The sequence below is a fragment of the Sorangium sp. So ce426 genome (assembly GCF_051475585.1).
GTDB lineage: Bacteria > Myxococcota_A > Polyangia > Polyangiales > Polyangiaceae > Sorangium > Sorangium cellulosum_B.
The window spans coordinates 467,787-491,250 of sequence record NZ_CP150341.1; the positions used below are offsets into that span (position 1 = coordinate 467,787).

The window sequence follows — 23,464 nt, forward strand, 5'->3', positions numbered from 1 at the left end:
GGGATGATCCGCCGTCACGACAGACGGGCAACTCCACGGCATCGCGAGCACGTTGCAGCGCTGTTTCCTGGTTGGCCGGCGCGTGCGCTTCGGGATAGAAATGAATGTCTTAAGGAGTCATCTACATGAAGAGAGGCTTGAAAGCAGTGCTCGCCCTGTCCGCCGCGCTCGCTCTGCTAGGCATCGGTGCGCCTGCGGACGCGACGACGGCCGTCCTGCTCTCGCGGGAGGAGCTCGTGCGCCAGTCGGCGACGATCGCGCGCGTGATCGTCGGCCGATCGTACACGACGGAATCCGATGACGGAAAATCGATCGTGACCCGCACCGAGCTCACGATCACCCAGCCGCTCAAGGGCGGCGCGGCGGACAAGGGGGGCTCGACGATGATTGTGCTGGAGCAGATGGGCGGGACCTACAACGGCAAGACACAGCGGCTGCTCGGCGACGCCAGGCTCTCGCCTGGCGAGGACGCGGTGGTCTTCCTGCGCTCGGGCGACAAGGGGCGGTGGCACCTCACGGCGCTGGCGCTGTCGGCCTATCACGTGGACAAGAGGGGCATGGCGCGGCGCATCCTCGATGGGCTGCACCTCGTCCGGCGGACCGGAGCCGCGCTCGTGCCCATCGAGGCGCCCGTCGAGGAGGTCGAGCCCATCGAGAGCCTCATGACGGACGTCGTGCGCATCGCGGGAGGGAAGTGAGGTGAGGCGCCGCGTCGCCCTCGCCGCCCTGCTCGGCGCCGCCTCGTCCCTCGCCGTGGCCCGTGAGGCCGCCGCGTGGACGCCGCTCGATGACGTGGTCCCCCGCTGGGGCAAGCTGCCCGTCACCTACTACATCAACCGCTCGACGATCCCGGGCGAGATCTCCGCCTTCGCCGTCGACCGTGTCGAGACCGGGTTCGAGGCGTGGTCGAACGCGGGGTGTACGGCGTGGCAGGTCGACTTCCTCGGCGACACCACCGATCGTTACACCTACAACGACGGCAAGAACGTGTTTCAGTGGATCAGCTCCTCCTGGCCGAACATGCTCGGCGACGTCAACTCGGTCATCGGCGTCACGATGCCGGTCTGGAGCCGCGACGGCGCCATCGTGGACGCCGACATGGTCTTCAACGACGTCGGGTTTTGCTGGAACGACACCGGCAACAACGGCTGTGTCGACACGCAGTCGATCGCCACGCACGAAGAGGGGCATTTCCTGGGCCTCGGCCACTCCGGCGAGCGGACCGCGACGATGACCCCTTACTATGTCGTGGGCTCGTCGATGCGCACCATCGAGCAGGACGACATCGACGGCGTGTGCGCGCTGTATCCCATCGGCGGGACCACGGCCGCGAGCGCCTCGAGCGCTGCCACCGGCGGAGCCAGCAGCTGCGATAGCTGCTCGAACGATTCGCTCGCGGACACCTGCAGGGCGCCCTATGACGCGTGCGGCGCGTCGGACGCGTGCCGGAGATTCATCGGCTGTGTCAACGCGTGCGAGGACGACGCGTGCGTCGATCAATGCATGAATGACCATGCCCAGGGGGCCGGCATGTATATCCGCATCCTCGAGTGCATCTGCGGGGAATGCTCGACCGAGTGCTCGACCGAGTGCGTTGGCCTGGATGGCGGCGGCAGCGGCGCCGGCGGCGCCGGCGGCAGCGGGGGTGATGGCGGAGCGGACGGCAGCAGCGTGTCGACCTCCTCCTCCTCCTCCTCCTCCTCCTCCTCGGCCGGCGGCGGATCGACCGTGGGCGCGACAGTGAGCTCGTCGGTCGCCTCGAGCGGCGGGGTGGGCGGCGCGGGCGGCGCCGATCCGGGCGACACGCCGAAGAGCGGCGAAGAGGAGTCTGGCAGCGACGCCGGGTGCTCCTGCTCGACGACCAGCCGATCGGCCGATCTCGGCGGCGTCATGCTCCTCGGCGTGCTCGGCGCGCTGGCGTCGCGACGGCGCCGGCGCTGAGCGTTCGATCGCGGGGCGTGAGGGGGAGCACCGGCCCCCGCGGCGGCGCGGATCGCGTCTGGGCCTGCCGCGATCTTCCGGGCCAGAGAGCACCTGAGACGACACCTGGTGGAGGCCCGCGCCGTCGGCGTGGGGGCGCTGACCTCCACCGCGCCGCGCGGGCGCCCGCCGGCGCGGCGCGGTGGAGCGCGAAAACCCCGAGATAGGCTGTCTTCCCCGCGGGTGCTGGGGCGCCGGGCGGCGGCCGGAAGCGCTCCGACGATCTGGCCCGCCGGTTGCTCTATCCGGATGCGACGCCGCGAGACAGCGACGAGGGACGCCGAGGCGAGCTCGAGCTCGCCAAGAGGCCGTCGACACGCGATCTCGCGAGCGCGAACACCCGACCAAAGGACACACCACCATGAACATCAAGAACCTGCTCCTCTGCTCGCTCATCTCGTCCTTCTCGCTCGTCGGCTGCATCGCCGAGCCGCTCGAGGGCGACAGCGTCGATGAGGGCGCGAGCGACGCCGCCGAGGTCGTGGGCGAGGGCGCAGAGGCGATCATCGGTCCTGGCGGCGACGACGGCGGCGGCGGCCCGGTCACGAAGACCGTGAACCTCTCCTGCTCGATCACCTATCCCAGCATCTTCAACCCGAACGCCGCGATCAAGAACACCTCGCTCCTCGGCGTTCCGGACTCGGCGAAGATCACCTTCACCGTCACGCACTACTACGGCGATCCGGGGCCCACCACCCGCTCGGTCACCGGGCCGCTCGCCAAGGGCCAGACCAAGCTCGTCCCCCTCACGCACCCCGGCGCGCTCGACGCTTACGGCTGCACCGCCAAGGCCACCTGGACCCTCCTCGACTGAACCCGCGGCGGCAGACCAGCAGCCCTGTTGCAGGGCCAGGGCGTCGCCGCGCACCGAGCCCCGATGTCCCGAGGCGCGCGTCCACGCGCGCCTTCGCGGCGCCCGCCCTGGCTCCCGATCTCCACGAGGGCAGCGCGCGACGTCTTACCTGCTCCTGCCTCTCCCGCCTCGCTCCAATTCTTGTTTTGCCAATTGACACAATAGAAAATCGGGCTACCTTGAAGCTCGTGACAGCGCCAGGCCGCCCGCGCGGCAGACCGAGGAAGGATCCGCAGCAGCTCGCGACATGGGTCCCGCCCGAAGGCTGGTCACGCCTCGTCGCGTGGATCTCGCCGGAGGAGCGGATGGCGCTGAAGCGCGTCGCGCTCGAGGCGAGCACCTCCGTCGCGGAGCTGGTGCGTGCCCTGGCGAGCGGGCTCGCTGGGGGCGTCATCACCCCTGACGAGCTGCTCGGCCAGGTACGAAAGGGCATTCAGGTCATGGAGAAGATTCCGACGATTTTCGATCGCGGCGACGACTTCAAGGTGCTCCCGAAGCCGCGGGAGGGGTGCGAGTGGGTCTTCGCGGGCGAGGGCCGTCCCACCGAGAAGCTCGACGGTACGAACGTGCGGTTGACCCTTCGCTCGGGCCACGTGGTCCGGGTCGAGAAGCGCAGGAACCCGAGCAAGCTCCAGAAGCAGCAGGGGATCATCGACGGCTGGTACGTCGACGCCGACGAGCACGGTCCGGAAGACAGGTGGATCTTCGAGGCGGTTCGCGGGACGGAGTTCCAGGGCTGGCCGGACGGCGAGCACTCGGCCGAGGCGCTCGGACCGAGCATTCAGGGCAACCCGCTCGGGCTCGCCAGGCACATGGTCGTGCCGTTCAACCTCGAGATTCCCGTCTACGATGACGTCCCGAGGACCTATGACGGCCTCCGCGGCCTGTTCCAGCACCTGGAGAGCCGCTTCGCCCCGGGCCACCTCGCGGAGGGAATCGTGTTCCACCACCCCGACGGCCGGCGCGCCAAGATCAAGCGCAAGGACTTCCCCGGAGGGGCCGGCAAGCCGCGGTGAGGCTCCGGCCGATCGGGGCGCCTCTCCGCCGGGATCGAGGCTGCTCGCGATTCGCGCCCGTACCGTGGGCGCTCAGCGCCGCCGCCTGCCGCGCGCTGGCTTGCCGCTGCCTCCGCGGCGCGGCGCTGGCTTTTCTCCACCTGGGCGCGGCGCTGGCTTTTCTCCACCTGGGCGCTGGGCCGGCTTCTCTCCACCTGGGCGCTGGGCCGGCTTCTCTCCACCGGGGCGCTGGGCCGGCTTCTCTCCACCGGGGCGCTGGGCCGGCTTCTCCGGCGGCGCCTCCGTCGTCCGGACGACGAGCAGCGCCCGCCCGCGCTCGAAGGTCGGCGTCACGCTCACGTAGCCGTTCTCCCGCGCGAAGCCCGCCGTGTCGCCGCGGTGCTCATCCATGTACCGGCTGAACCGCGTCCAGAGATCGCGCGCTTCCTCGTCGGCGAGGGGCGCGCCGTCGATGGAGGCGGCGAGGTTCGAACGATCGCTCACGTGGATCCCGTGGCCGGGATGATGCGCCGTGAAGTGCGACGTTTCCAGGGGTTAGTGGCGGGTCGACGCCGCACGTCTCGCCGCCTTGCCGCGCCATCCGCCCCCGGGCAGGCTTCGCCCATGGGCCAGCCCGCCGAGAAGCCGCGCCGCGCGACGTACGCCGACCTCGAAGCTGTCCCACCGAACAAGGTGGCGGAGCTCGTCCGCGGCACCCTGCATGTGTTCCCCCGGCCGGCGCCGCGGCATTCAAGGGCGGAGAGCGCGCTGCAGGGGGAGCTCTTCGGCCCGTTCGACCGCGGCCGCGGCGGGCCCGGCGGCTGGACCATCTTGGTCGAGCCGGAGCTGCACTTCCCCGAGCCGGACGCGCCGGGCGAGATCGACGCGCTCGTGCCCGACCTCGCCGGCTGGCGCCGCGAGCGCATGCCCGAGCTGCCCGAGACGGCCTATTTCGCGCTCGCCCCGGACTGGGTCTGCGAAGTCTTGAGCCCGTCGACCGAGGACGTCGACCGCGGCGAGAAGATGCCCATCTACGCGCGCGAGGGCGTGCGGCACGCATGGCTCGTCGACCCGATCGCGCGGACGCTCGAGGTCTATGTGCTCGGCCAGGATCGTCGCTGGGGGTCCGCTGTCGTCCACCGCGACGCCGCACGCGTCCGCGTCGAGCCCTTCGAGGCCATCGAGCTCGATCTCTCGGTCCTCTGGGCGAGGTAGCCGGCCAGCTTCGCCGCCGCGCCCCGCCCCGCGCGCGGCCCCCGGATCACTGGATCCCGTATCCGGATTGTGGGGGTGCGAAGTGCTGCATTTCCCGGGTCTTTTCGAGGATCGGAGCCCGCCGATCACGGCAGCTAGGTGCCCGTGGGTCTGTCCTGCGCGTCCACCTTCGGGCGTCCCGCCCCCCTCCGTCAAGGGGCCGCCCGGCCCATCCGCCGGCGCCGGCGCGAGCTCGGGGATCGCGCCGGTGATGTCGGGGAAGGGCTCGATCCGCACTCGACGTCCTGCACGACGCGCTCGCCATCGGCCGGGGCGCCGCACCGCGCGCGCCAGGCGCGCAGCACGTTGACCAGACCAGCGGGGATCTCGAAGAGCTGCGGCACGCCGTTCTTAGTGATGAGGGCGGCGAGCATGGCGTGGGTGATGTCGACGTCCTTCCACTTCAGCGCCATCAGGCTCGACTTCCGCAGGCCCGTGTAGACGGCGAGCGCGTACAGCACGCGGCGTCCGATCGCGATCTCCACGGACGCGAGGAGCGCGAGCACCTCCGCCGGCAGGAGATAGGCGAAGAGCTTCGCCGTCCCCTTCGGCGGGCGGTCTATGCGTCTACCGCGTCGCGTCTGGAGCGACGTGCCGAGCGCTGGCCACGGCGAGGGCGTCGCTCGGGCGCGCCCTTTCGGCCTGACACCGCGCCGAGGCTTCGCCCTGGGCGGGCGGTCGCCATCTTGCCCCGCTGCCCGCCCCCGTGCAGGCTTCCGCCATGGGCCAGCCCGCCGAGAAGCAGCGCCGCGCGACGTACGCCGACCTGGAAGCCGTCCCGCAGAACAAGGTGGCGGAGCTCATCGGGGGCGTGCTGCACGTGATGCCGCGGCCAGCGCCGCGCCACGCGAACGCCAGTTCTGGCCTGATCGGGGAGGTCCGCGGCCCGTTCCAAGGCGGCCGCGGCGGCCCTGGGGGGTGGTGGATCCTGAACGAGCCCGAGCTGCACTTCCCGGACCCAGCGGCGCCAGGCGAGGTCGACGTGCTCGTTCCGGATGTCGCTGGCTGGCGCCGCGAACGGATGCCGGAGCTCCCTGAGACGGCCTACTTCTCCCTCTCGCCCGACTGGGTCTGCGAGGTGCTGAGCCCGTCCACGGAGAAGGTCGATCGGAACGACAAGATGCTGATCTACGCGCGCGAGGGCGTGCAGACGGCGTGGCTCGTCGACCCCATCGAGAGGACGCTCGAGGTCTACTCGCTCGTCCCGCATCGGGGCTGGGCCGCTGTTGGGACGCACCGCGGGGCGGCGCGGGTTCGTGTCGCGCCATTTCAGGCCATCGAGCTCGATCTCTCGGTGCTCTGGGCGACGTGACCTGCAGCCGCGCTGACCCGGGCGCTCCGCTCGCGGCGAGGGTGAGGAGCGGCGCTGCGTCGTGGTAGCTTCGCCGCATGATCCTCCCGCCCCAGGATGCCGAGATCGTCGATCCTCCCTACCCCGGCGTGACCGCGAGCATCGAGCCGCCGGATCCCGGCGTCGCCTGCATCATCGTCAATCCGCCGAACCCCAACGTCACCGCGAGTCCCACCCATCCGCGCGACGGCGTCGAGATGACCGTCTCCGACCCGAGCCCCGACGTGGCCGTCATCGAGCCGCCGCATCCGCACGTGCATGCGCTCGGGCTCGCACTGGCGGTTGCCGTCGTGGCCCTGCGTCGATGAGCGCCCGGCCGGCGCGTCGGTGACGTCGGCGTTCAGCTCGTGACGTGGCGGCAGAGCTCGCGCGGGCGCCCGTCGCCCCGCGGGCCGTCAGTGCGGCTGCGCTTCGGGGCTCGCGTGCGTGTCGAGGGCCGCGCCTCCCGCTCTGCTCCCGCTCGTGCCTCGGCCGGAGGGCTGTCGCTCCCGATGCCCGGGGCGGGCAGCGGCATGCCGTGCGTGGCGGCGGCGAGCTCGTCCCCGCCGGTCGGTGCGTCGAAGGGCGGCGCGCTCATGCTGTTCCCCTGGTGGCGGTGTTGATCGGCGCGCTGCATGGCGGCCTCGAACTCGTCGCCTTCCGGCGCTGGCTTCTCTTGCGCCCGCGCGGCGTAGTACCGATCGAGCTCGTCCGGCTCGACGTCGTAGTACTTACCGGCCTTCTGCGCGGCGAGCTTGCCCGCGTGGATGTCGGCCAGCACGGTGCGCATCGGGAGAGCGATCCTTTCCAAACGACCTTGGCGGGGACACCAACGGCGCGCAGGGCGCGCATCGCGAGCTCCTTCGCGTCCTGGAGATCGCCAGGAGCAGAGCCGAACTCGCCCTCCATTGCGTCCATCACGCCATCGTCCCCAAGGTCGAATATCTCGGGGAAGACACGCGCGCCCCTGAGCACCGCCCACCCTATGCGCACGTGGGGCTCGACCTCGAACACCGGATCGGGAACCGGGTGCCTGTCGATCGGCTCGTGGATGCGACCGAGCGCCTGAACAAGCCAACAGGCGAACTCGCCTCGTTGCGCGACGTCCGTCGTTGCGCCGTCGAAGTTCCTGTCGCTGTTGGCTTTCAGGTACTCGACAGCATGCTTGTGCATATGTTTGAGTACAATATCGTCACCCTTGTCGAGCGCTGCGTGCATCGCCCACAGGATCTCATGCACCGTTATCTGCGGCTCCCTTGGTAGGTCGTAGGCGCTAGGCGATCCGGCTTCGTGTGCGAGTTTTACGAGTTTCACACTGAGCTCGTTGAGCCTACGCCGCAGCGAACAGCCCCGCGAGCGCGGTGAGCTGTGCGCTACCACGGGCGCTCATCGTCTCCGCCGGGCGCGCTCGGTCGAAAGGCGAACGACATCGGCCGTGTCTCGGGAAGGCTGCTCGGGTGCCGCCAAGAGCTTGCCGAGCGCCTCGTTTGCCACGCGCGCGGCCTCGACGCCGTCGGCGGCGAGCGCCACCCGGACCAGCTCGGTCAGCTGCCCCAGCAGGCCCGCACGGGGCGAGCTTGTCCCCGACGCGCCCGACGGCGCCGTTGCCGGTCCCGCGCCCCACGCCGAGCGCGGCCCCCGCATCACTGGATCCCGTACTCCTTGAGGCGCCGGTAGAACGTCCGGCGCGGCAGGCCCACGACCTGCGCCGCCTTCACCCGGTTCCAGTTACAGCTCGAGAGCGCGACAAGGATCCGCTCCCGCTCGCTCGCCTTGTGCGCATCCAGCGACGTCTCGACGCGGTGCGGGTCGCTCGACGGCGGAGCCCGGCCCGCGCTCGCGGGCGCCCCGCCGCCAGCGGGCGCCCGCAGCGGGGGCGCGGCGCCGCCGTCGAGCGAGCCCCGCAGCGACCGAGGCGCCGCGTCGGGGAGCTCGAAGTCCTCGCTCTCCAGCTCGGGGCGATCCGACAGGACCCACGCGTTGAGCAGCACGTTCTCGAGCTGCCGCACGTTCCCGGGCCAGGTGTACGCCGACAGCCGCTTCAGCGCGGCGCGGGACACGCTGCGGCGATCGCGGCCGTAGCGCGCGGCGAAGATCCCGAGGAAGTAGTCGATGAGCAGCGGGATGTCCTCGATCCGCTGGCGCAGCGACGGCACCCGCACCTCGACGACGTGCAGCCGGTAATAGAGATCCTCGCGGAACGTGCCCCTCGAGACCATGTCGGCGAGATCCCGGTGCGTCGCCGCGATGACCCGCGCGTCGACCGGCTCCTCCCGCGCGCCGCCGACCGGACGGACGACCTTCTCCTGCAGCACACGCAAGAGCCCCGCCTGCATCTTCTGCGGCATCTCCCCGATCTCGTCGAGCAGGATGGTGCCGCCGGTCACCTCCCGGAAGAGCCCCTTCCGGTCGCGATCGGCGCCCGTGAACGCGCCGCGGACGTGCCCGAAGAGCTCGCTCTCCAGCAGGTGCTCCGGGATCGCGCCGCAGTTGACGCCGACGAACGGCTTCTTCGCCCGCGGGCTCGCGTTGTGGATCGTCCGCGCGACGACCTCCTTGCCCGTCCCGCTCTCGCCCGTGATCAGGATCGGGATGTCCGTGTCCTTCACCCGGTCGATGAGCGCGTACACGCGGCGCATCGCCTCGCTCGTGCCGACCAGGCCCTCGTAGCCGAAATGGCCGCGGATCACCGCGCGCGCCGAGCGCAGATCCCGCCGCGTCGCGGCCAGCTGCGCGGTGCGGTGGCCGAGGAGCTCCTCCAGCTTGGCGCGCGCCGCGCGCAGCTCCTCGTTCGCGCGCTCGAGCTCGCGGGCGCGGCGCTCGTTCTCGCTCACGAGGCGCGCCGTCTCGATCGCGATCGCGACCTGATCGGCCAGCGCGCTCAGCGTCGGGAGCTCCACCTCGAACTTCGCCGCCGCGCTCAGCCGGGTCTCCAGGTACAGCGCGCCGATCACCTGCCCGCTCCGCTGCCGGATCGGCACACACGCGACCGACTGCAGCATGAGCTGGTGCACCGAGACGTAATCGCTCATGCGCGCGTCGTCCCGCGCGCTCGCGGTCACGACCGGCTCGCCCGTGGAGATCACCCGCTCGGCGATCGAGCTGGAGAAGCGCGCGTGCGGGTCGTCCCCGGCCTGGTCGCGCGAGGCGTGGATCGAGAGATCGACCGCGCCTTCGCCCGCGACCTGCTGCAGCTCGTCGCGCGGCGGGCGCTGCAGGATGATGAACCCGCGCTCCGCCTGGAGGAGCGCGATCGCATGATCGGTCACCTTCGCCAGCAGGCGCGTGAGATCGTGCTCGCCGGCGATCTCGCGGTTGATCTCGAGGACCCGCGCCAGCCGGTCCTCGCCCTGCGGGGGCGCCGCGCCCGCCTGAGCCGTCGCGCTCTGCTGGGTGAACGGCACCGTGCGGCTGCTCATCAGCTCGAGCATCGCGGCCGCCCGGATCTCCTTGCGCCGGGAGTCGTTCCAGAACACCTCCCGGAGGTCGCGCGGCAGCTTCGAGGCGATCTCCTCCAGCGTGATCAGCGCCTCCTCGCGGTCGTGGCGCGCCCGGATGAGGTGCCCCCGCTCCGTCTCGAGCTGCGCCCGCGCCTCCAGCGCGCGCCAGATCCAGTCGCGCTGGCCCGCGGCGCGCGCCGCGTCGAGCGCCTCGTCGTACGCCGCCCGGGCCCGCCACTCGTCGCGCGCGACCGCCGCGACGCGGCCGCGCGCGAGCGCGAGCAGGGCGCGGTGGGCGCCGGTCGTCCCGAGGCGCTCCGACGCCACGTCGATCTCCTCGCCGAGGGCGCGCGGATCCGCGCCGGCGCGCGCCACCGCGAAGAGCACGCGCTCGAGCCGCGCCTCGACCCCGTCGATGCGCCGGCCCATGGCCTCGTACGCCTCGGCGCACTCGAGGCAGAGCCGCTCGGCCTGCTCGAGATCGCCCGAGCGCGCCGCGTGCTCCGCCTCGAGCGCGAGCAGCTGCGCCTGCTGCTGCGGCGCGAGATCCGCGCGCTGGGCGGCGAGCGCGTCGAGCGACACCCGGGCCCGCGCGAGGCGCCCGAGGTAGAGGTCGAGGTTCGCGAGGTTGAGGAGCGCCTGGCGGATCGTCGCCACGCGGCCGGAGCGCCGGCCCAGATCGACGGCGGCCTCGAGGTGGCGGATGGCCGCGCCGAGGTCGCCCTGGAGCTTCGTGAGCGCGGCGAGGTTCAGGCGGGTCGTCGCGAGCGTGCCCGCGTCGCCGGCCTGCTCGGCGGCCGTGAGCGCCTCCTCGTAGACCGCCTTCGCCTCGCTGAGGCGGTCGTCCCGCTGGAGCGCGAAGGCGAGCGACACGAGCGCGACCGACAGGATCCGCGGCTCTCCCGTGAGCCGCGCGAGCCGGACCGCGTGCTCCAGCGTGCGCTTCGCGTCCTCGTGCCGCGAGGCGAAGCTCTGCGCGAGCCCGCGCGTCGCCACCGCCTCGGCGACGATCGCCTCGGGCGAGGCGCCGAACGCGGCGGCCGTCGCGAGCTCGGGGCGCGACGCGCCGGTCAGCTGCGCCTCGATCTTGAGCGGGCCCACCCGCTCCACGGCCTCGCCCGCGCGGCGCTCCGCCTCGCCGTAGTCGCCGGCGCGCACGAGCGCGCGGGCCATCTGCAGCGACCAGAACGCCGCCAGCGCGTGATCGTCCGAGGCCTCGACCTGGTCCTTCACGCGCCCGAGCTCGGCGAGCGCCCGCGCCGTGTCGCCGCGGTTCATGGCGAGCCGCGCGCGCGCGAGCGTCAAGGCGGGCACCGCGGCGGCCGAGCCGTCGCCCTCGTGCCGCCCGAGCGCCTCCGCGGCCGCGTCGAAGTGGCCGCGGTCGAGCAGCCGGTGGATCTCCGCCGGCGGCAGCGCCGCCCCCTCGGCGCCCGCGCCGCCCGGCCCGGACGCCACCGCGCTCGTCGGGGGCGCGTCGAGCAGCCGATCGACGTCCTCGGTCGACGCGACGGGCGCGCGCGCGATGCACGCGACGATCTCGCGGATGCGCCCGGGCCACCGCCCCGCGCGCGAGACGACGTGCGCCGCCACCGCGTCGCTCAGCGACGGGATGGTGCGCTGCACGAGCTCGCGGGCGACCTGCTCGTCGAGCGGCGCCATCTCGAAGCGCTCGAACCCGCGGCCCAGGCGCGCGGGTGAAGGCGCGTCGTCAGCAGGCACACCGCGCGCACCGCGCGCGCCGCGCGGTGCGCCTGGCCCCCGGTTCGCGCCGCTCTCCGATGGATCCCCGAGCACGAGCACGAGCTTGCCGCCGGCCTTCCGCACCTCGTCGAGCCGCTCGATCGCCGCGTCGCCGAGCCGATCGGCGTCGTCGACGAGCGCCGTCACCCGGCCGAGATCGTGCTCCGACAGCTCGATCGAGAGCGCCTCGCGCGGGTCTGCCACGCGGGCCGCCTCGACCCACGCGACGGCGTAGCCGCCCACCTCGAGCGACCACGCGATGCGCCGGAGCAGCGCGCTCCGCCCGGAGGCGCGCGGGCCCTCGATCGAGAGCCCGCCGCCCGCGGGCAGCGCCATGATCTGCGCCAGCAGCCGCGTGGAGGGCGCGTCCAGCCCGACGATGGGCCAGACCACGGCGCCCGCGTCCGCGTCGGGCCGCGCGCCCGCCTCGCCCGGCCTCGCGGCCTCCTCGCCCGGCCCGGAGGGGAGCCGCGCCGCGCGCCGGAGCGCGTTCGAGAGCTCGTCGGCGCTCGGGTAGCGCGCGTTCGGGTCCTTGGCGGTCGCCCGGTCGACGACCCCCTGGAGCGCCTCGACGACCTTCGGGTCGCGCTCGCCCCCGCTGTCGCGGAGGGCCTCGGCGAGCGTCGCGCCGAGCGCGAACACCTCGGCGCGGACGGTGAGCGGGTCGCCCTTGAAGAGCTCCGGCGCGGCGTAGCGGGGCGTGAGGCCCACGGGCCGCGAGCCGTCGTCCCGGAACGGCGCGGCGAGGCCGAGGTCGACGAGGGTGGCGCGGCCGCCCTCGCCGACGATGATGTTCGCGGGCTTCACGTCGCCGTGCAGCAGGAGCGCGCGGTGCAGCCGCGTCAGCTGATCGGCCGCGTCGGCGATGGCCGCGAGGTTCCTGGCCAGATCGTGCTTGCGCGCGAGCAGATCGGCGAGGCTCGCCCCCTCGACGAGCTCGCGCACCATGAAGGGCCGCCCTGACGCGGGCAGCCGGCCGAAGCGCAGCACGCGCGGCACGCCGAGGCCCTCGACGCCCGACAGCGCCGCCGCCTCGCGGACGAGCGCGAGCACCTCGGGCTCGTCCGCCTCCTCGCCGAGCGTCTTCAGCGCGGCCGTCTTGCCGGTGAGGCGGTCTCGCACCGCCCACACCTCGCCACCACCGCCCTTTCCGAGGGCCCCGATCGGCTCATAACGCGGCGGAAACAGCGGACGCGACGTCACCTCATCCCTCGATCAGAGGCCATATCCCGCGGACAGCCCGAAGAACAACCCTGTGATGGAGAAGCCGGCGTCGAGCCGCGTCTGGAGCTGCTTGATCGGCTTGTACCGGAAGCTGAGCTGCGGGAACGAGATCCACGGGAACACCGACGGCTTGGAGCCTCCGTTGATCCAGCTCGGCTCGTCGTAGTCGCCGAAATGCTCGTTGGAGCCGTCGCAGAAGCCGCCGATCGGGCCGGGGCACTTGCTCCACGAGCCCACGTCGTCGGGGTCGAGGCGCGACGGGTTGTTCGGGTACGCCTGCGCGCGGTAGAGGTCGCCGAAGACGACGCCGAGCCCGACGCCGCCGCCGATCAGCAGGGAGAAGCGGCCCTTCTCCTTGTCGAGCGGGATCTCGTAGAGGAGATCGGTCGTGAAGTAGACGAGCTTCATGGTGCTCGACACCATCTCCCAGGCGTCGTCGCCGTCGTTCTTCCCCTTGAAGAGGAAGGGATCCATCGAGTAGTCCGCGTAGGAGATCGCCAGATCGATCTCGAGCCCATCCCTGCGCGTCGAGAGCTCCGGGCCGAAGGTGAACACGTTCACGCTCGACCCGCCGTCCGCGAAGAGGTTGATCATCGCCTTCGGCACGATGAGGTTCCGGAACCGGAGCCCGGCGAACCGATAGGTCTTGCCCTCCCGCTCGAACGGGGCGTTCTCATCCGCGGCCTCGGGCGGCGCTTCCTGCGGCTCGCCCTTCTCGCCAGGCGCCTTGTCGTCCTGCGCCTTCTCGTCCGTGGCCTGCTTCTCGGCGGCGGGGGAGTCGTCCAGCTTGCCTTCGGCGTCGTCCTTGGGCTGCGCGCCGGCGCTCGACGAGAAGCACACGGCGCCGAGCAATGCGGCGAGCGCGGCGGCCCTTGCGTGCACCCCGACCGCGAGCTGCCGACCCATCTTCACGTGGTACATTGTAGGTCACCTAGCGATGCGTAAGTTCAGGGCCGGGCTCCGCGCCCACGGAACGGGCGCGCCGAGGCCTGCATCGGGCTCTCCGCGCGCCCCGGTGGACCGGGCTCCAGCGAGGGGAGGGTACACGAGACGCAGCGCCGTGTGACGCCCGCGGACCGCCCACGGCGGAGCTTTTTCCACGACCGCGCGCCAGAGCGCGCCTGCCCGTGATCGCCGTCGGTGACCGTGCGTTGTTGGCGCGGCAGGGCCCCCCGGCGGCGGCATTGCTGGCGGACCAAACGAGGTTGCACACAGCAAAATAATCCGCAATAGACGGAAAGGATGATCCTGCATCAGGCCCAGGTCGAGCAGACGATCGACCGCGACGAGCGGGACAGGTTCATCAAGGAGCTCGTGGTGGTGCGGGTCCGCAGCACCGCGCACGAGTCCCCGCCGGCGAGCCGCGGGATCGAGGGGGCGCGCGCGCCGGGGGTGGAGGACGCGGAGTCGGTGGAGCGGGACGTGCCGCTGGCGATGATCCGCAAGCGGAGCGCGCGGCTCCGGGGCACGGTGGCGAGCGTGCTGCTGGTCCACGGGTACGGCCAGAACCGGTACATCTGGCACCTGCCGTCGCGCAGCTTCTCGAACTACCTGGCGCGCGCGGGCTTCGACGTCTTCAACCTGGACCTGCGGGGGCACGGCCGGTCGCGGCACCTCGGGGCGCGGCGGCCGGCCCACGTGACCGATTTCGTCCGCGAGGACGTGCCGGCGGCGATCGAGGAGATCCGGCGCATCTCGGGGCCGCGGCCCGTGTACCTGATCGGCCACTCGCTCGGGGGGCTCGTCGGCTACGCGACGGCGCCGACGATGGGGGACGCGGTCGGCGGGATCGTCACGCTCGGGAGCCCGTACCTGTTCACGCACGGGTCGCGGTCGCTCGCGCTGCTCGGCCGGCTGATGCTGACGGTCGACCGGCGCGTCCCCCTCGGGCAGGGGGCGCTCCCGCTGTCGGCGTGGGGCGAGCCGTTCCGGTTCGTGCGGGCGTTCGTCGAGAGCCCGATCTTTCCGCTGCCGATCCGGGGGTTCGTGCCCGGCTCGATGGAGACGCGGGTGCTCACGCAGCACATGTCGCTGGCGATGGACAGCGGCAGCATCACGGTGCTCCGGAACATGTTCCTGGACGCGGCGGCGTCCAGGAAGAGCGGCCACCACATGGGGAGCCTCTTCGGCTACGCCGAGCGCTTCGAGCAGCTCGACCTGCCGCTCCTGGTCATCGCGGGCACGCACGACGACCTCGCGCCGCCGGCGTCGGTGAAGCCCGCGTACGATTTCAGCCGCTCCTCGGACAAGACGTACCGCGCGTTCCCGCGCGGCCACCTCGACATCGTCGTCGGCCGGGACGCGCCGCTCACGGTGTGGCCGCTCATCGAGGCCTGGCTGAAGACGCGCATCCGGCGGGCGGCGGCGAGGGAGCGCGACCAGCTGAGCGCGTAGGACGCCGCGCGAGGGCGCCGGCGCGGCTGCTATCGTAGGCGGATGACCATCGAGCTGCGGCAGCTGGGCATCGAGCGGTACGACGAGTTCGCCCATCCGATCCTCACCGCCTTCGGCGCGCTCGTGAACCCCGAGCGCCAGGAGGCGATGAAGCGGCTCCAGGAGCTCACGTTGCGGCTCGGCGCGTATGACGGCGAGTCGCTCGTCGGGGCCGCAGGCACGTTCTCGCTCACGATGACCACGCCGGGCGGCGCCCTCCCGGTCGCCGGGCTCACGGCGGTCGCGGTCATGCCGACGCACCGCCGCCGCGGCATCCTCACGCGCCTCATCCGGCGGCACCTCGACGAGGCGCGGGCCGCGGGGCAGCCGATCTCCGCTCTCTGGGCCACGGAGGGCTCCATCTACGGCCGCTTCGGCTACGGCCTCGCGTCGCAGGCGTGCTCGATCTCGATCGAGCGCGATCGCAGCGCGTTCCGCGGGGAGGCGAGCGCGGAGGGCCGGGCGCGGCTGCTCGGCGAAGCCGAGGCGCTCGAGGCGTTCGCGCCGGTCTGGGAGCGCGCCCGCCCGCTCGTCCCCGGGATGCTGGCGCGCTCGGAGGCGTGGTGGCGGGGCCGGCGGCTCTGCGACAACGACTTCATCCGCCACGGGGGCGGCCCGCTCCAGCGCGTCGTGATCGAGGTCGACGGGCGCGCCGAGGCCTACGCGCTGTACTGCGTGCATCACCGGTTTGACGCGTCCTCGATCCCGATCGGCTCCGTCCGCGTCATCGAGGCGATCGGCGCCTCGCCGCTCGGGACGAGGCTCGTCTGGCGGTACCTCTTCGACATCGACCTGGCGCAGCGGATCGAGGCGAGCCTGCTGCCGCCCGATCATCCCCTCGGCATGCTCCTCGTCGAGCCGCGGCGGCTGCGCCTCACGGCGAGCGACGGGCTGTGGGTGCGCATCGTGGACGTCGAGGCCGCGCTCGCGGCGCGCGCCTACGGCAGCGGCGAGGCGCTCACGCTCGAGATCACCGACCGCGATTGCCCCTCGAACGCGGGCCGGTTCCGGCTCGACGGGGGCGAGCGGCGCGCGGCGCGGACCACGGCGGCGCCGGACCTCCGCCTCGACATCACGGCGCTCGGCTCGGCGTACCTCGGCGGCGTCTCGTTCCGTTGCATGGCCGACGCGGGCCAGGTCGAGGCGCTCTCCGGAGGCGCCATCGAGCGCGCGGACAGCCTGTTCCGCGCGGCGCGCGCCCCGTGGTGCCCCGAGATCTTCTGAAGGCCAGGCCCCGATGACGCTCCCGCTACGCGGCGTCTACGCGGTGACCCCGACCCGCCGCCGCCGCTTCCTGTGGGCCGCCTGGTGGACGGCCGAGCCGGCGCGCGATCCGTTCCGCCCTCCGGACGCGAGCCAGGGCGGCGCGCGGACCGTCGAGGAGGCGCGGGCGCAGGCCGAGCGCGCGGCCGGGCGCCCGCTCGTCGAGATCGCGCCGGCGTGGGCGACGGCCTGGACGCGCGTCCTGCGCGGCGAGCCCCCGTGGCCCAAGCCGCGCGCGCGGCGGGAGGCGCCCCCGCCGCCGCCACCCGGACCGTCGCGCCGCGCGCCGTCGCGGCCTGCGTCCGCGCGTGGCGCGTCGCCGTTCGCGGTGCTCGGCGTGGCGGAGGCCGCGAGCGCGGACGAGATCCGCCAGGCGTTCCGCCGGCTCGCGCTCGTCACGCACCCCGATCGCGGCGGCGACGCCGGCGAGTTCATGCGCGTCAAGTGGGCCCACGACGAGGCGATGGCCAGGCTGTCGCGGCCTAGACGCAGGTAGCGCCGCTGCGGGGATCCGGGGCTAAGGGTGGCTCGCCGCGGCGACCTTCCGCGCCTCGTCGAGGAGCGGCGCGTACTCGCGCGCGAGCAGCGGGTTGCCGCGGAGCGCCTCGTCGAGCGAGGCCCCGGCGCGCTGGGCCAGATCCAGGCGCGCCGCGCGCTCGCGCTCCGCCTTCGCCCTCAGGAGGAGCAGCGCGCCCTTCCTGGCGCGCCCAAGCGGGAAGCCCGGGTCGATGGCCAGCGTGCGCTCGATCAGCGCGAGCCCCGCCTCGACCTCCGAGCGCACGTCGAGGAGCCCCGGCCCGGTCAGGGCGGCGCGCTGCCGGTGGACCTCGGCCAGGCTGCCGAAGATCCTCGGATTGTCCCCGTTCGCCTCGAGGGCGCGGAGCAGCGAGCGCTCCGCGGCGTCGAGCGCCGCCGCAGGGCTCCCGCCGCGCGACGCGGCCCACCGCGCCGAGAGCAGCTCGATGTTCCCGAGCGCGAGGAGCGCCCCCGCGTGCTGCGCCCTCGCGGCCACGATGGGCTCGATCGCGCCCCTCGCCGCGCGGAGCGCGGCCGTCGGATCTTCCCCCCGGAGCAGCGCCCCGTGCGCCGCCTCGATGCGCGCGAGGCCCGCACCCTGCTTCGCCTCGAGATCGTCCGGGTTGAGGCGCGCCGCCGCGCCGTACGCCTCGATCGACCGCGCGAGCGAGAGCTCCGCGCTCCCGCCGGTGAGCCGCTCGTGCCGGCCCTGGATCAGGTAGGTCAGGGCCAGGTTGTTGTAGGCGCGGTAGCTGTCTGGGCGCCGCCGCAGGGCCGCCTCGAGGCTGTCCTTGGCCACGTCGAGCGACTCCTCGGGCGACGCCCCGTGGTCGAGCTCGTACTGCGCGCGCCGCGCGTAGAGCCAGCCCTGGTTGAGGAGCGGCGGCATGTCGTTCGGCGCGATCTCGATCGCCCGCTCGGCGTACGACGCGCCGATCTCGAAGAGGGGGAGGGGATCGGCGCCGCGGGACGCGGCGTACTCGGCCATCATGCCGTAGGCGATGGCGGCGTCGTTCCACGCCCAGAAGGAGTTCGGGTCGAGCGCGAGCGACCGCTGCGCGCTGTCGACCGCGCGGCCGAGCGAGGGCCACGCGTCGAGCCCCACGGCGCTCTCGTGCGACGCGAGGAGGAAGAAGCTCGCCCCCATCGCGCCGTGCGCGGTCGCGTCCGACGGGTCGCCCTGGGCCGCTTGCTCGCTGGCCGCGACCGCCTCGACGAGGTCCGACCTCGGGTCCGAGCCGCGCGACAGGGCGCGCCTTCCGCGGTGCACGAGCGCCCAGGCCTTCTTGGCGAGCGCGCCGCTCGCCCCCGGGCTCGCCCGGAGCGCCTTGTCGCACCGGGCGATGATCTGCGCGACGACCTCCTCCGCGTCTCCGCCGCGCTGCGCCTCGATCAGCATGATCTCGCTCAGGGCGCGCGCGGCCGCCTCGTGGACGTCGGGATCGCTCTCGGCCATCTCCGCCGCGGCCTCGTACGAGGCGACGGCGCCCCAGAACTCGACGAGCGCCGCCGCGTGCTCCCCGAGGTCGCGCGCCGCCGTGCCCTTCGCGAGCAGGATGTCGCCCTCGAGCTTCTTCGCCTCGTATTCCCAGGGCGATCGCGCGAACGCCAGCCGCGCGTCGGCGAGCGCCTCGTCGAACCGCCCCTCGTAGAGCGCGATGAGCGCCACGGCGTACGACGGCGGCTCCGCGGCCGATCTCACGCTGTCCCTCAGGTACCTGAGCGCCGGCTGCTTGTGCCGCTCCTCGAGCTCGAGCTGGTGCGCGGACCGCTCCCCCTTGTCGGCGAGGCGCCGCGCCCGATCGAGCCCCTTCAGGTAGAGCATGCCGTGCACGAGGCCCGCCGCGAATTTCGCGTCCCGCGCGGCGTACCCGCTCGCGAGCGCCGCCTCGAGGTGCGCGAGCGCCTCCTCGGGCTCGTGCAGCGCGAGGTGCCCGCGCCCGAGCGCGTAGCGGCCAGGGCCCTCGACGAGATCGCCCGTCGTCTCGCGCATGCCCTGCATCTTCCGGTCGATCTCGCCCAGGCGCGCCCGGATGACGTCCTTCTCCCGCGACACCTCGTGGAGGGGGAGCGCGTAGGCGTAGCGCATGAACAGCTCCATCTCCTTGACGTCCTGACCGAAGCCCTCGGCCAGGGACGCCACGCGCGCGGCGAGCTCGGCCTGACGCGCGGCGGCGAGCTTCGCGCGGAGGGCGACGGCGCCCGAGAGCGCGAGCACGACGAGCGCGACGGCGGCCGCCGCGACCGCGAGCCTGTGCTTCCTGGCGCGCTTCAGGGCGCGGTAGCCGATGCCCATCGGCCGCGCGTCGATCGGCTCCCCCTCGAGGTAGCGCTCGAGATCGAGCGCGAGCATCTTCGCGGAGTCGTACCGCCGCTGCGGCTCCTTCTCGAGGCACTTCATCACGATGGTCTCGAGATCGACGGGGATCCGCTTGTCGATCTTGCGCACCGGCGCCGGCAGCTCGCGCGCCACGCGGGCGATGAGGCTCGTCACCGAGGGGTCGACGAACGGCGGGCGCCCGGCGAGGACCTCGTAGAGCGTGGAGCCGAGGCAGTAGACGTCCGTGCGGCGGTCGAGCTGGCGCTGGCCCCCGGACACCTGCTCGGGCGCCATGTACGCCGGCGTCCCCTCGCCGCTCGCCGTCGCCCGGGCGTCCGCCGCGGTGTCCCTCGCGAGCCCGAAATCGAGGAGGTAGGGGCGGAAGGCGCCCTCGGCGGTCCGCTCCACCAGGATGTTCGCCGGCTTGATGTCGCGGTGGATCAGCCCGAGCCGGTGGGCGGCGTGCAGGCCGTCCGCGACGTCGGCCACGATCTTCACCCGCTGCTCGAGGGACAGCTGCTGCGCCACCCGGTGGAGCGGCTGGCCGTCGATGTACTGCATGGCGATGAACGGCTGGCCCTGCGCCTCGCCCACCTCGTACACCTTGCAGATGTTCGGGTGCTCGACCCGGGCCTGGGCCCGCGCTTCCCAGATGAAGCGCTGGGCGAGCTCCGGATCGTTGCCCCGTATCAGCTTGAGCGCCACGTACCTGTGGAGTCGCGGGTCCCTGGCCTTGTAGACCGTGCCCATTCCCCCTTTCCCGATGAGCGACTCGCACTCATACCGATCCCAGTTGCGGATGGGAAACCTGCTCGGCACGCGCGACGAGGGCGGCTCGACGCACTGGAACACCGTCTCCTGCGCGGCGCCCGAGCTCCCCGGCGGGGCGGAGCGGGGCGGCCTGCTCTGGGGCGCGATCGAGACGGGGCGGGACGTGGGCTCCTCGCTCGCCGACCACGCGGCGTTCACACTCTCCGGGCCCGCTCCTCCCATTCGGCTCATGACTCGGACCCTTTTCAACAGCGAAGGTGGAGCCCCCCAGCGCATGGCCTCGAATCGCCATCATCCCGGACCGCCCGGCCGCGTGCCAGTGAGCGCCTCGCTTCAGGCGTGAGCTACGAGCGATATGCCAGAACTGTCACCCAACGGTAAACCTGAGTTTACGTCCATGTCAACACCCCGGACTGGGCCTGTCGCCGTGAGGGGGCCAGGGTGCGATGCGCTCGACGCGGCGATGGGCGTGGGGCGGGAAGGACGGCGGGCGCGACGGTGAGCGACGGTCAGCGACGTTCAGCGCCGCGCCGACGACAGCGCCATTGAACGATCCAACGAGAGAGCAGCGAGGTGCGGGACGCCGTCCGCGACGCTATTTGTGGGGCGCGCGACATGATGCCGAGGTGGGTTCAGCTGCTCCGCTGCTCATGGGCCCGCTGGCGGGCTGGTCAGTACTTGACGGTGCAGCCGAACGCCTCGGTCTCTTTCGTGGAGATCGCCTTGCCGGCGGCGAGCTCGGTCAGCGCGACATCGACGTAGTTCGTGACCTGCTCGCCCGGCTCGGGCTCACCGCCCTTCGTGCTGTCGATGGCGCCCGCGTAGACGACCGTGCCCTGGGGATCGATGACGACCATGTGCGGTGTGCGCTGGGCGCCGTACGCGCGCCCCACATCGCCCTTCTCGTCGATGAGGACCGGGTAGCTCATCCCGAACTCGCCCTTTGCCTTCACGTTCTCTTCCTTGGCGGCGCCCTGCTTGCCCGGAGCGCCGGAGTTGATGGCGAGCCACACGACCCCCTTCTGGGCCTGCTGCGCCGGCACGTCCTTCAGGCCGCCCTTTCGGTGCGCGAGCTGCACGAACGGGCAACCGGGGTTGAACCACTCGAGGACGACCGTCTTGCCCTTGTGATCGGCCAGCTTGACGGGCTTGCCGTCGAGGTCCGGCAGCGTGAAATCGGGCGCGGGCTGGCCGATCTTGGCCTGGGCCGCCTGAGCCGCCGGCGCGCCCGCGGCCTTCGCCTTCGGGGCGTCGGCCTTGGCGGGCTGCGGCGCGGCGGCGCCGGCGGCCGCGGGCGCGCTCGCCTCGCCGGGCTGGGTGCACGCCGCGAGGGCCGCGGCGAGGAACGTCAGGGAGATGAGCTTGTTCATACGGAGACGCTTACCACGCGTCGCGGCAGGCGCATGCGTCACGGGAACTCCGGCCAGCGATCGCCGGTCGCCCACCGGTATCGAAGGCCGAGCTGGCCGAGATCCGCGCCCAGCAGGCCGAGCCGATCGGGCGTCGCGGCCACCACCATCACCGTCCCCACCGCGTCCAGGTGGTGCGTCAACGACACGGCCAGCACGGGGCCGAGCCGCATGACGACGCTGTCGCGGCCAGGGTTGCCGAGCACCTCGGCGGCGGCGCCCAGGCGGAGCTCGCCGAACCGGTCCATCTCCGCCATGTAGCCGAGCCGGGCCCGGTAGAGGTACGGCGGCTTCATCACCGCGTGGAGCGCCTCCTCGTAAAGGAAGAACCCCTCCGGCGTCCCCAGCACCGCATAGCCGGTCGCGACGCCGAACAGGCTGCCTCCGAGCAAGGGTATCGAGCCCGACACCTCGAGCTCCGCCGCGACGTACCGCGACGGGGGGCCCTGCATGAGCTCGGTGTCCCTGCGCGTGTACGACGCCCGAGGCTCGAGGAAGTACTGGGTCGTCGAGAAGGCGTACCGCGCGCCGCCGCGGATCTCGACGCTGGGCAGCGCGGCGCGGAGGCCCAGGTACTCCGCGCCGCCGCTCGGCGAAACGCTCGCGTAGGCCTCGATCCCGAGCCAGGACCAGTGCGGCTTGCCCACGCCGAGCGCGAGGCTCGGCCTGAAGTAGATCACGCCGAGATCCATCAGCGCGGAGACGAACGGGCGCGCGGCGGCGCTCCGCGCCCAGTAAGAGCGCTTCTGCAGGAGGTCGATGCCCGAGGGCACCGGCGGCGGCTCGCCGGCGGGCGACGGCAGGTCGGCCGGATCCTGGGCGCCGGCCCCGGCGGGCAGCAGGGTGAGGGCGGCGAGCGTCGCGGCGGCGGCCAGCGCGCGGCGGAGCGCCATCGCTAGAACCTGCCCACCAGGTACCCGCCGAGCGGCGCGGGCGCGAAGCCGAGCGTGATGCCGTCCCCGCGCGGCGCGTCCGAGGCGGGGGCGCCGCCGCGGTAGTGCAGGAGCCACGGGAGCCCGAGGCCGGTCAGGGCGCCGACCGCCGCGCCCGTGAGCGCGTCGGTCGCGAAGTGCTGGTCGGAGACGACCCGGAGCGTCGCCACGGCCGCCGCCGTCCCGAGCGACGCGGCGCACGCGAGCGCGTCGGGGGCGCCGCCGCCGTACAGGGGCAGGCGCGCGTGGTGCGAGCACACGAGCCCCGCCGCCGTGAAGGCGGTCGAGCTGTGGCCGCTGAAGAAGCTCCTGTACCGCTTGCTCCCCCGGCAGTCGCGGTCCTGCTGCTCCTCCGGCACGGCGCACCCGGCGCGGTAGGGGCGCTCGCGGCTCGTGAGCCCCGCGACGACGCCGTTCAGGGCCGCGTTCAGCGCGAGCGCCTCGACGTCGATCATCGCGATCTCCCAGGCGACGCTGCCGCGGCCGTGCCCCCACCAGGTCACGAGCAGCGCGTCCACCGCGAGGTGGTTGGTCATCAGCGTGAGCAGGAGATCGCTCGCGTCCCGCGCCATCTCGCGCTGGCGATCGCTGCGGATGCGCAGGGCGTCGCGCGCCGAGCCGTCGAAGCCGTTCACGGTCGTCCACCGGCCCTCCGACGGCGGGATGGCGAGCGTGCCAAACGCGGTCGCGGCCAGGAGCCCCGTGGCCACATACTCGCTCACGCGGAAGCGCGGCCAGGCCGGATCCCACGCGACCTCGGGCCGCGCGCGAGAGAGAGCCTCCGGCGCGGCCCGGCGCGGCGCGCCCGGCAGCGCCGCCCCGGAACGGAGGGCGGTTGTGTCGCCGGCTCCGCGTATCGCCGCGCCGGACGGCGCCGCGAGCGGCTCGGCTCCCGCCGCTGCAGGCGGCTCGGCGCGCGCCGCTGCAGCGCCGAGCAGCGCCGTCACGGCGAGCGCGCTGGAGGCGAACCGGAGGGGCGCGGCGCACCTCAAGGAGCGGACCGC

The 23,464-nt window shown here is 73.0% G+C and carries 20 protein-coding genes; 11 read left to right on the forward strand and 9 right to left on the reverse strand.

Annotated features, from left to right (window positions below):
• The first annotated feature begins 125 nt into the window (after positions 1 to 125).
• From WMF44_RS01755 to WMF44_RS01770, 4 genes are all read left to right on the forward strand, one after another.
• Positions 126 to 698, forward strand: a complete 573-nt coding sequence (locus WMF44_RS01755) for a hypothetical protein (protein WP_437297387.1) — start codon at positions 126 to 128, stop codon at positions 696 to 698.
• A gap of 1 nt (position 699) precedes the next feature.
• Positions 700 to 1,941: a matrixin family metalloprotease gene (locus WMF44_RS01760; RefSeq protein ID WP_437297388.1), complete on the forward strand. Its 1,242-nt coding sequence runs from the start codon at positions 700 to 702 to the stop codon at positions 1,939 to 1,941.
• A gap of 400 nt (positions 1,942 to 2,341) precedes the next feature.
• Complete coding sequence (locus tag WMF44_RS01765) at positions 2,342 to 2,794, forward strand: hypothetical protein (RefSeq protein WP_437297389.1); 453 nt, start codon at positions 2,342 to 2,344, stop codon at positions 2,792 to 2,794.
• Between the two features lie 227 nt (positions 2,795 to 3,021).
• Entirely contained in the window at positions 3,022 to 3,849 is an 828-nt protein-coding gene (locus WMF44_RS01770; RefSeq protein ID WP_437301519.1) for a hypothetical protein, read from the forward strand.
• A 72-nt stretch (positions 3,850 to 3,921) separates the two neighbouring features.
• On the opposite strand, the gene WMF44_RS01775 is transcribed toward WMF44_RS01770, so the two are convergent.
• Complete coding sequence (locus WMF44_RS01775; protein ID WP_437297390.1) at positions 3,922 to 4,332, reverse strand: hypothetical protein; 411 nt, start codon at positions 4,330 to 4,332, stop codon at positions 3,922 to 3,924.
• Positions 4,333 to 4,452: 120 nt separating this feature from the next.
• Here WMF44_RS01775 and WMF44_RS01780 point away from each other — a divergent pair, with 120 nt between their 5' ends.
• Positions 4,453 to 5,043, forward strand: coding sequence for a Uma2 family endonuclease (locus tag WMF44_RS01780; RefSeq protein ID WP_437297391.1), 591 nt, complete (start codon positions 4,453 to 4,455; stop codon positions 5,041 to 5,043).
• A 191-nt stretch (positions 5,044 to 5,234) separates the two neighbouring features.
• Here the strand turns inward: WMF44_RS01780 and WMF44_RS01785 are convergent, their stop codons facing one another.
• Positions 5,235 to 5,645, reverse strand: a complete 411-nt coding sequence (locus WMF44_RS01785) for a tyrosine-type recombinase/integrase (protein WP_437301520.1) — start codon at positions 5,643 to 5,645, stop codon at positions 5,235 to 5,237.
• A 158-nt stretch (positions 5,646 to 5,803) separates the two neighbouring features.
• Between WMF44_RS01785 and WMF44_RS01790 the strand changes: the two genes are divergently transcribed.
• Entirely contained in the window at positions 5,804 to 6,394 is a 591-nt protein-coding gene (locus WMF44_RS01790) for a Uma2 family endonuclease (RefSeq protein WP_437297392.1), read from the forward strand.
• 77 nt (positions 6,395 to 6,471) lie between these two features.
• Entirely contained in the window at positions 6,472 to 6,741 is a 270-nt protein-coding gene (locus WMF44_RS01795; protein ID WP_437297393.1) for a hypothetical protein, read from the forward strand.
• A gap of 32 nt (positions 6,742 to 6,773) precedes the next feature.
• Here the strand turns inward: WMF44_RS01795 and WMF44_RS01800 are convergent, their stop codons facing one another.
• Positions 6,774 to 7,202 (reverse strand): hypothetical protein, encoded by a 429-nt coding sequence (locus WMF44_RS01800; protein ID WP_437297394.1) that lies wholly within the window; start codon positions 7,200 to 7,202, stop codon positions 6,774 to 6,776.
• Between the two features lie 203 nt (positions 7,203 to 7,405).
• Here WMF44_RS01800 and WMF44_RS01805 point away from each other — a divergent pair, with 203 nt between their 5' ends.
• The gene (locus tag WMF44_RS01805; protein ID WP_437297395.1) at positions 7,406 to 7,675 is read left to right on the forward strand and encodes a hypothetical protein; all 270 of its coding nucleotides are present in this window, start codon (positions 7,406 to 7,408) and stop codon (positions 7,673 to 7,675) included.
• Positions 7,676 to 8,055: 380 nt separating this feature from the next.
• On the opposite strand, the gene WMF44_RS01810 is transcribed toward WMF44_RS01805, so the two are convergent.
• Both WMF44_RS01810 and WMF44_RS01815 read right to left on the reverse strand, forming a co-directional pair.
• Positions 8,056 to 12,795 carry a sigma 54-interacting transcriptional regulator gene (locus WMF44_RS01810; protein ID WP_437297396.1) on the reverse strand — a complete coding sequence of 1,580 codons (4,740 nt, stop codon included), beginning with the start codon at positions 12,793 to 12,795 and terminating at the stop codon, positions 8,056 to 8,058.
• Between the two features lie 12 nt (positions 12,796 to 12,807).
• Positions 12,808 to 13,737, reverse strand: a complete 930-nt coding sequence (locus WMF44_RS01815; protein WP_437297397.1) for a hypothetical protein — start codon at positions 13,735 to 13,737, stop codon at positions 12,808 to 12,810.
• 321 nt (positions 13,738 to 14,058) lie between these two features.
• On the opposite strand from WMF44_RS01815, the gene WMF44_RS01820 reads away from it, so the two are divergent.
• Genes WMF44_RS01820 through WMF44_RS01830 form a run of 3 tightly spaced genes read left to right on the forward strand, consistent with a single transcriptional unit; the run spans position 14,059 to position 17,008 of the window.
• Positions 14,059 to 15,210, forward strand: a complete 1,152-nt coding sequence (locus tag WMF44_RS01820) for an alpha/beta fold hydrolase (RefSeq protein WP_437297398.1) — start codon at positions 14,059 to 14,061, stop codon at positions 15,208 to 15,210.
• A gap of 42 nt (positions 15,211 to 15,252) precedes the next feature.
• Entirely contained in the window at positions 15,253 to 16,473 is a 1,221-nt protein-coding gene (locus WMF44_RS01825) for a GNAT family N-acetyltransferase (RefSeq protein WP_437297399.1), read from the forward strand.
• A gap of 13 nt (positions 16,474 to 16,486) precedes the next feature.
• Positions 16,487 to 17,008 (forward strand): J domain-containing protein, encoded by a 522-nt coding sequence (locus WMF44_RS01830; protein WP_437297400.1) that lies wholly within the window; start codon positions 16,487 to 16,489, stop codon positions 17,006 to 17,008.
• Positions 17,009 to 17,029: 21 nt separating this feature from the next.
• Here the strand turns inward: WMF44_RS01830 and WMF44_RS01835 are convergent, their stop codons facing one another.
• The 4 genes from WMF44_RS01835 to WMF44_RS01850 all read right to left on the reverse strand — a co-directional run bounded on the left by WMF44_RS01835 (position 17,030) and on the right by WMF44_RS01850 (position 23,452).
• Positions 17,030 to 20,350 carry a protein kinase domain-containing protein gene (locus tag WMF44_RS01835; RefSeq protein WP_437297401.1) on the reverse strand — a complete coding sequence of 1,107 codons (3,321 nt, stop codon included), beginning with the start codon at positions 20,348 to 20,350 and terminating at the stop codon, positions 17,030 to 17,032.
• Between the two features lie 440 nt (positions 20,351 to 20,790).
• Positions 20,791 to 21,489 carry a thioredoxin family protein gene (locus WMF44_RS01840; RefSeq protein ID WP_437297402.1) on the reverse strand — a complete coding sequence of 233 codons (699 nt, stop codon included), beginning with the start codon at positions 21,487 to 21,489 and terminating at the stop codon, positions 20,791 to 20,793.
• A 38-nt stretch (positions 21,490 to 21,527) separates the two neighbouring features.
• Positions 21,528 to 22,421 carry a hypothetical protein gene (locus tag WMF44_RS01845; protein ID WP_437297403.1) on the reverse strand — a complete coding sequence of 298 codons (894 nt, stop codon included), beginning with the start codon at positions 22,419 to 22,421 and terminating at the stop codon, positions 21,528 to 21,530.
• 2 nt (positions 22,422 to 22,423) lie between these two features.
• Entirely contained in the window at positions 22,424 to 23,452 is a 1,029-nt protein-coding gene (locus WMF44_RS01850) for a phosphatase PAP2 family protein (RefSeq protein ID WP_437297404.1), read from the reverse strand.
• Positions 23,453 to 23,464: the final 12 nt, after the last annotated feature.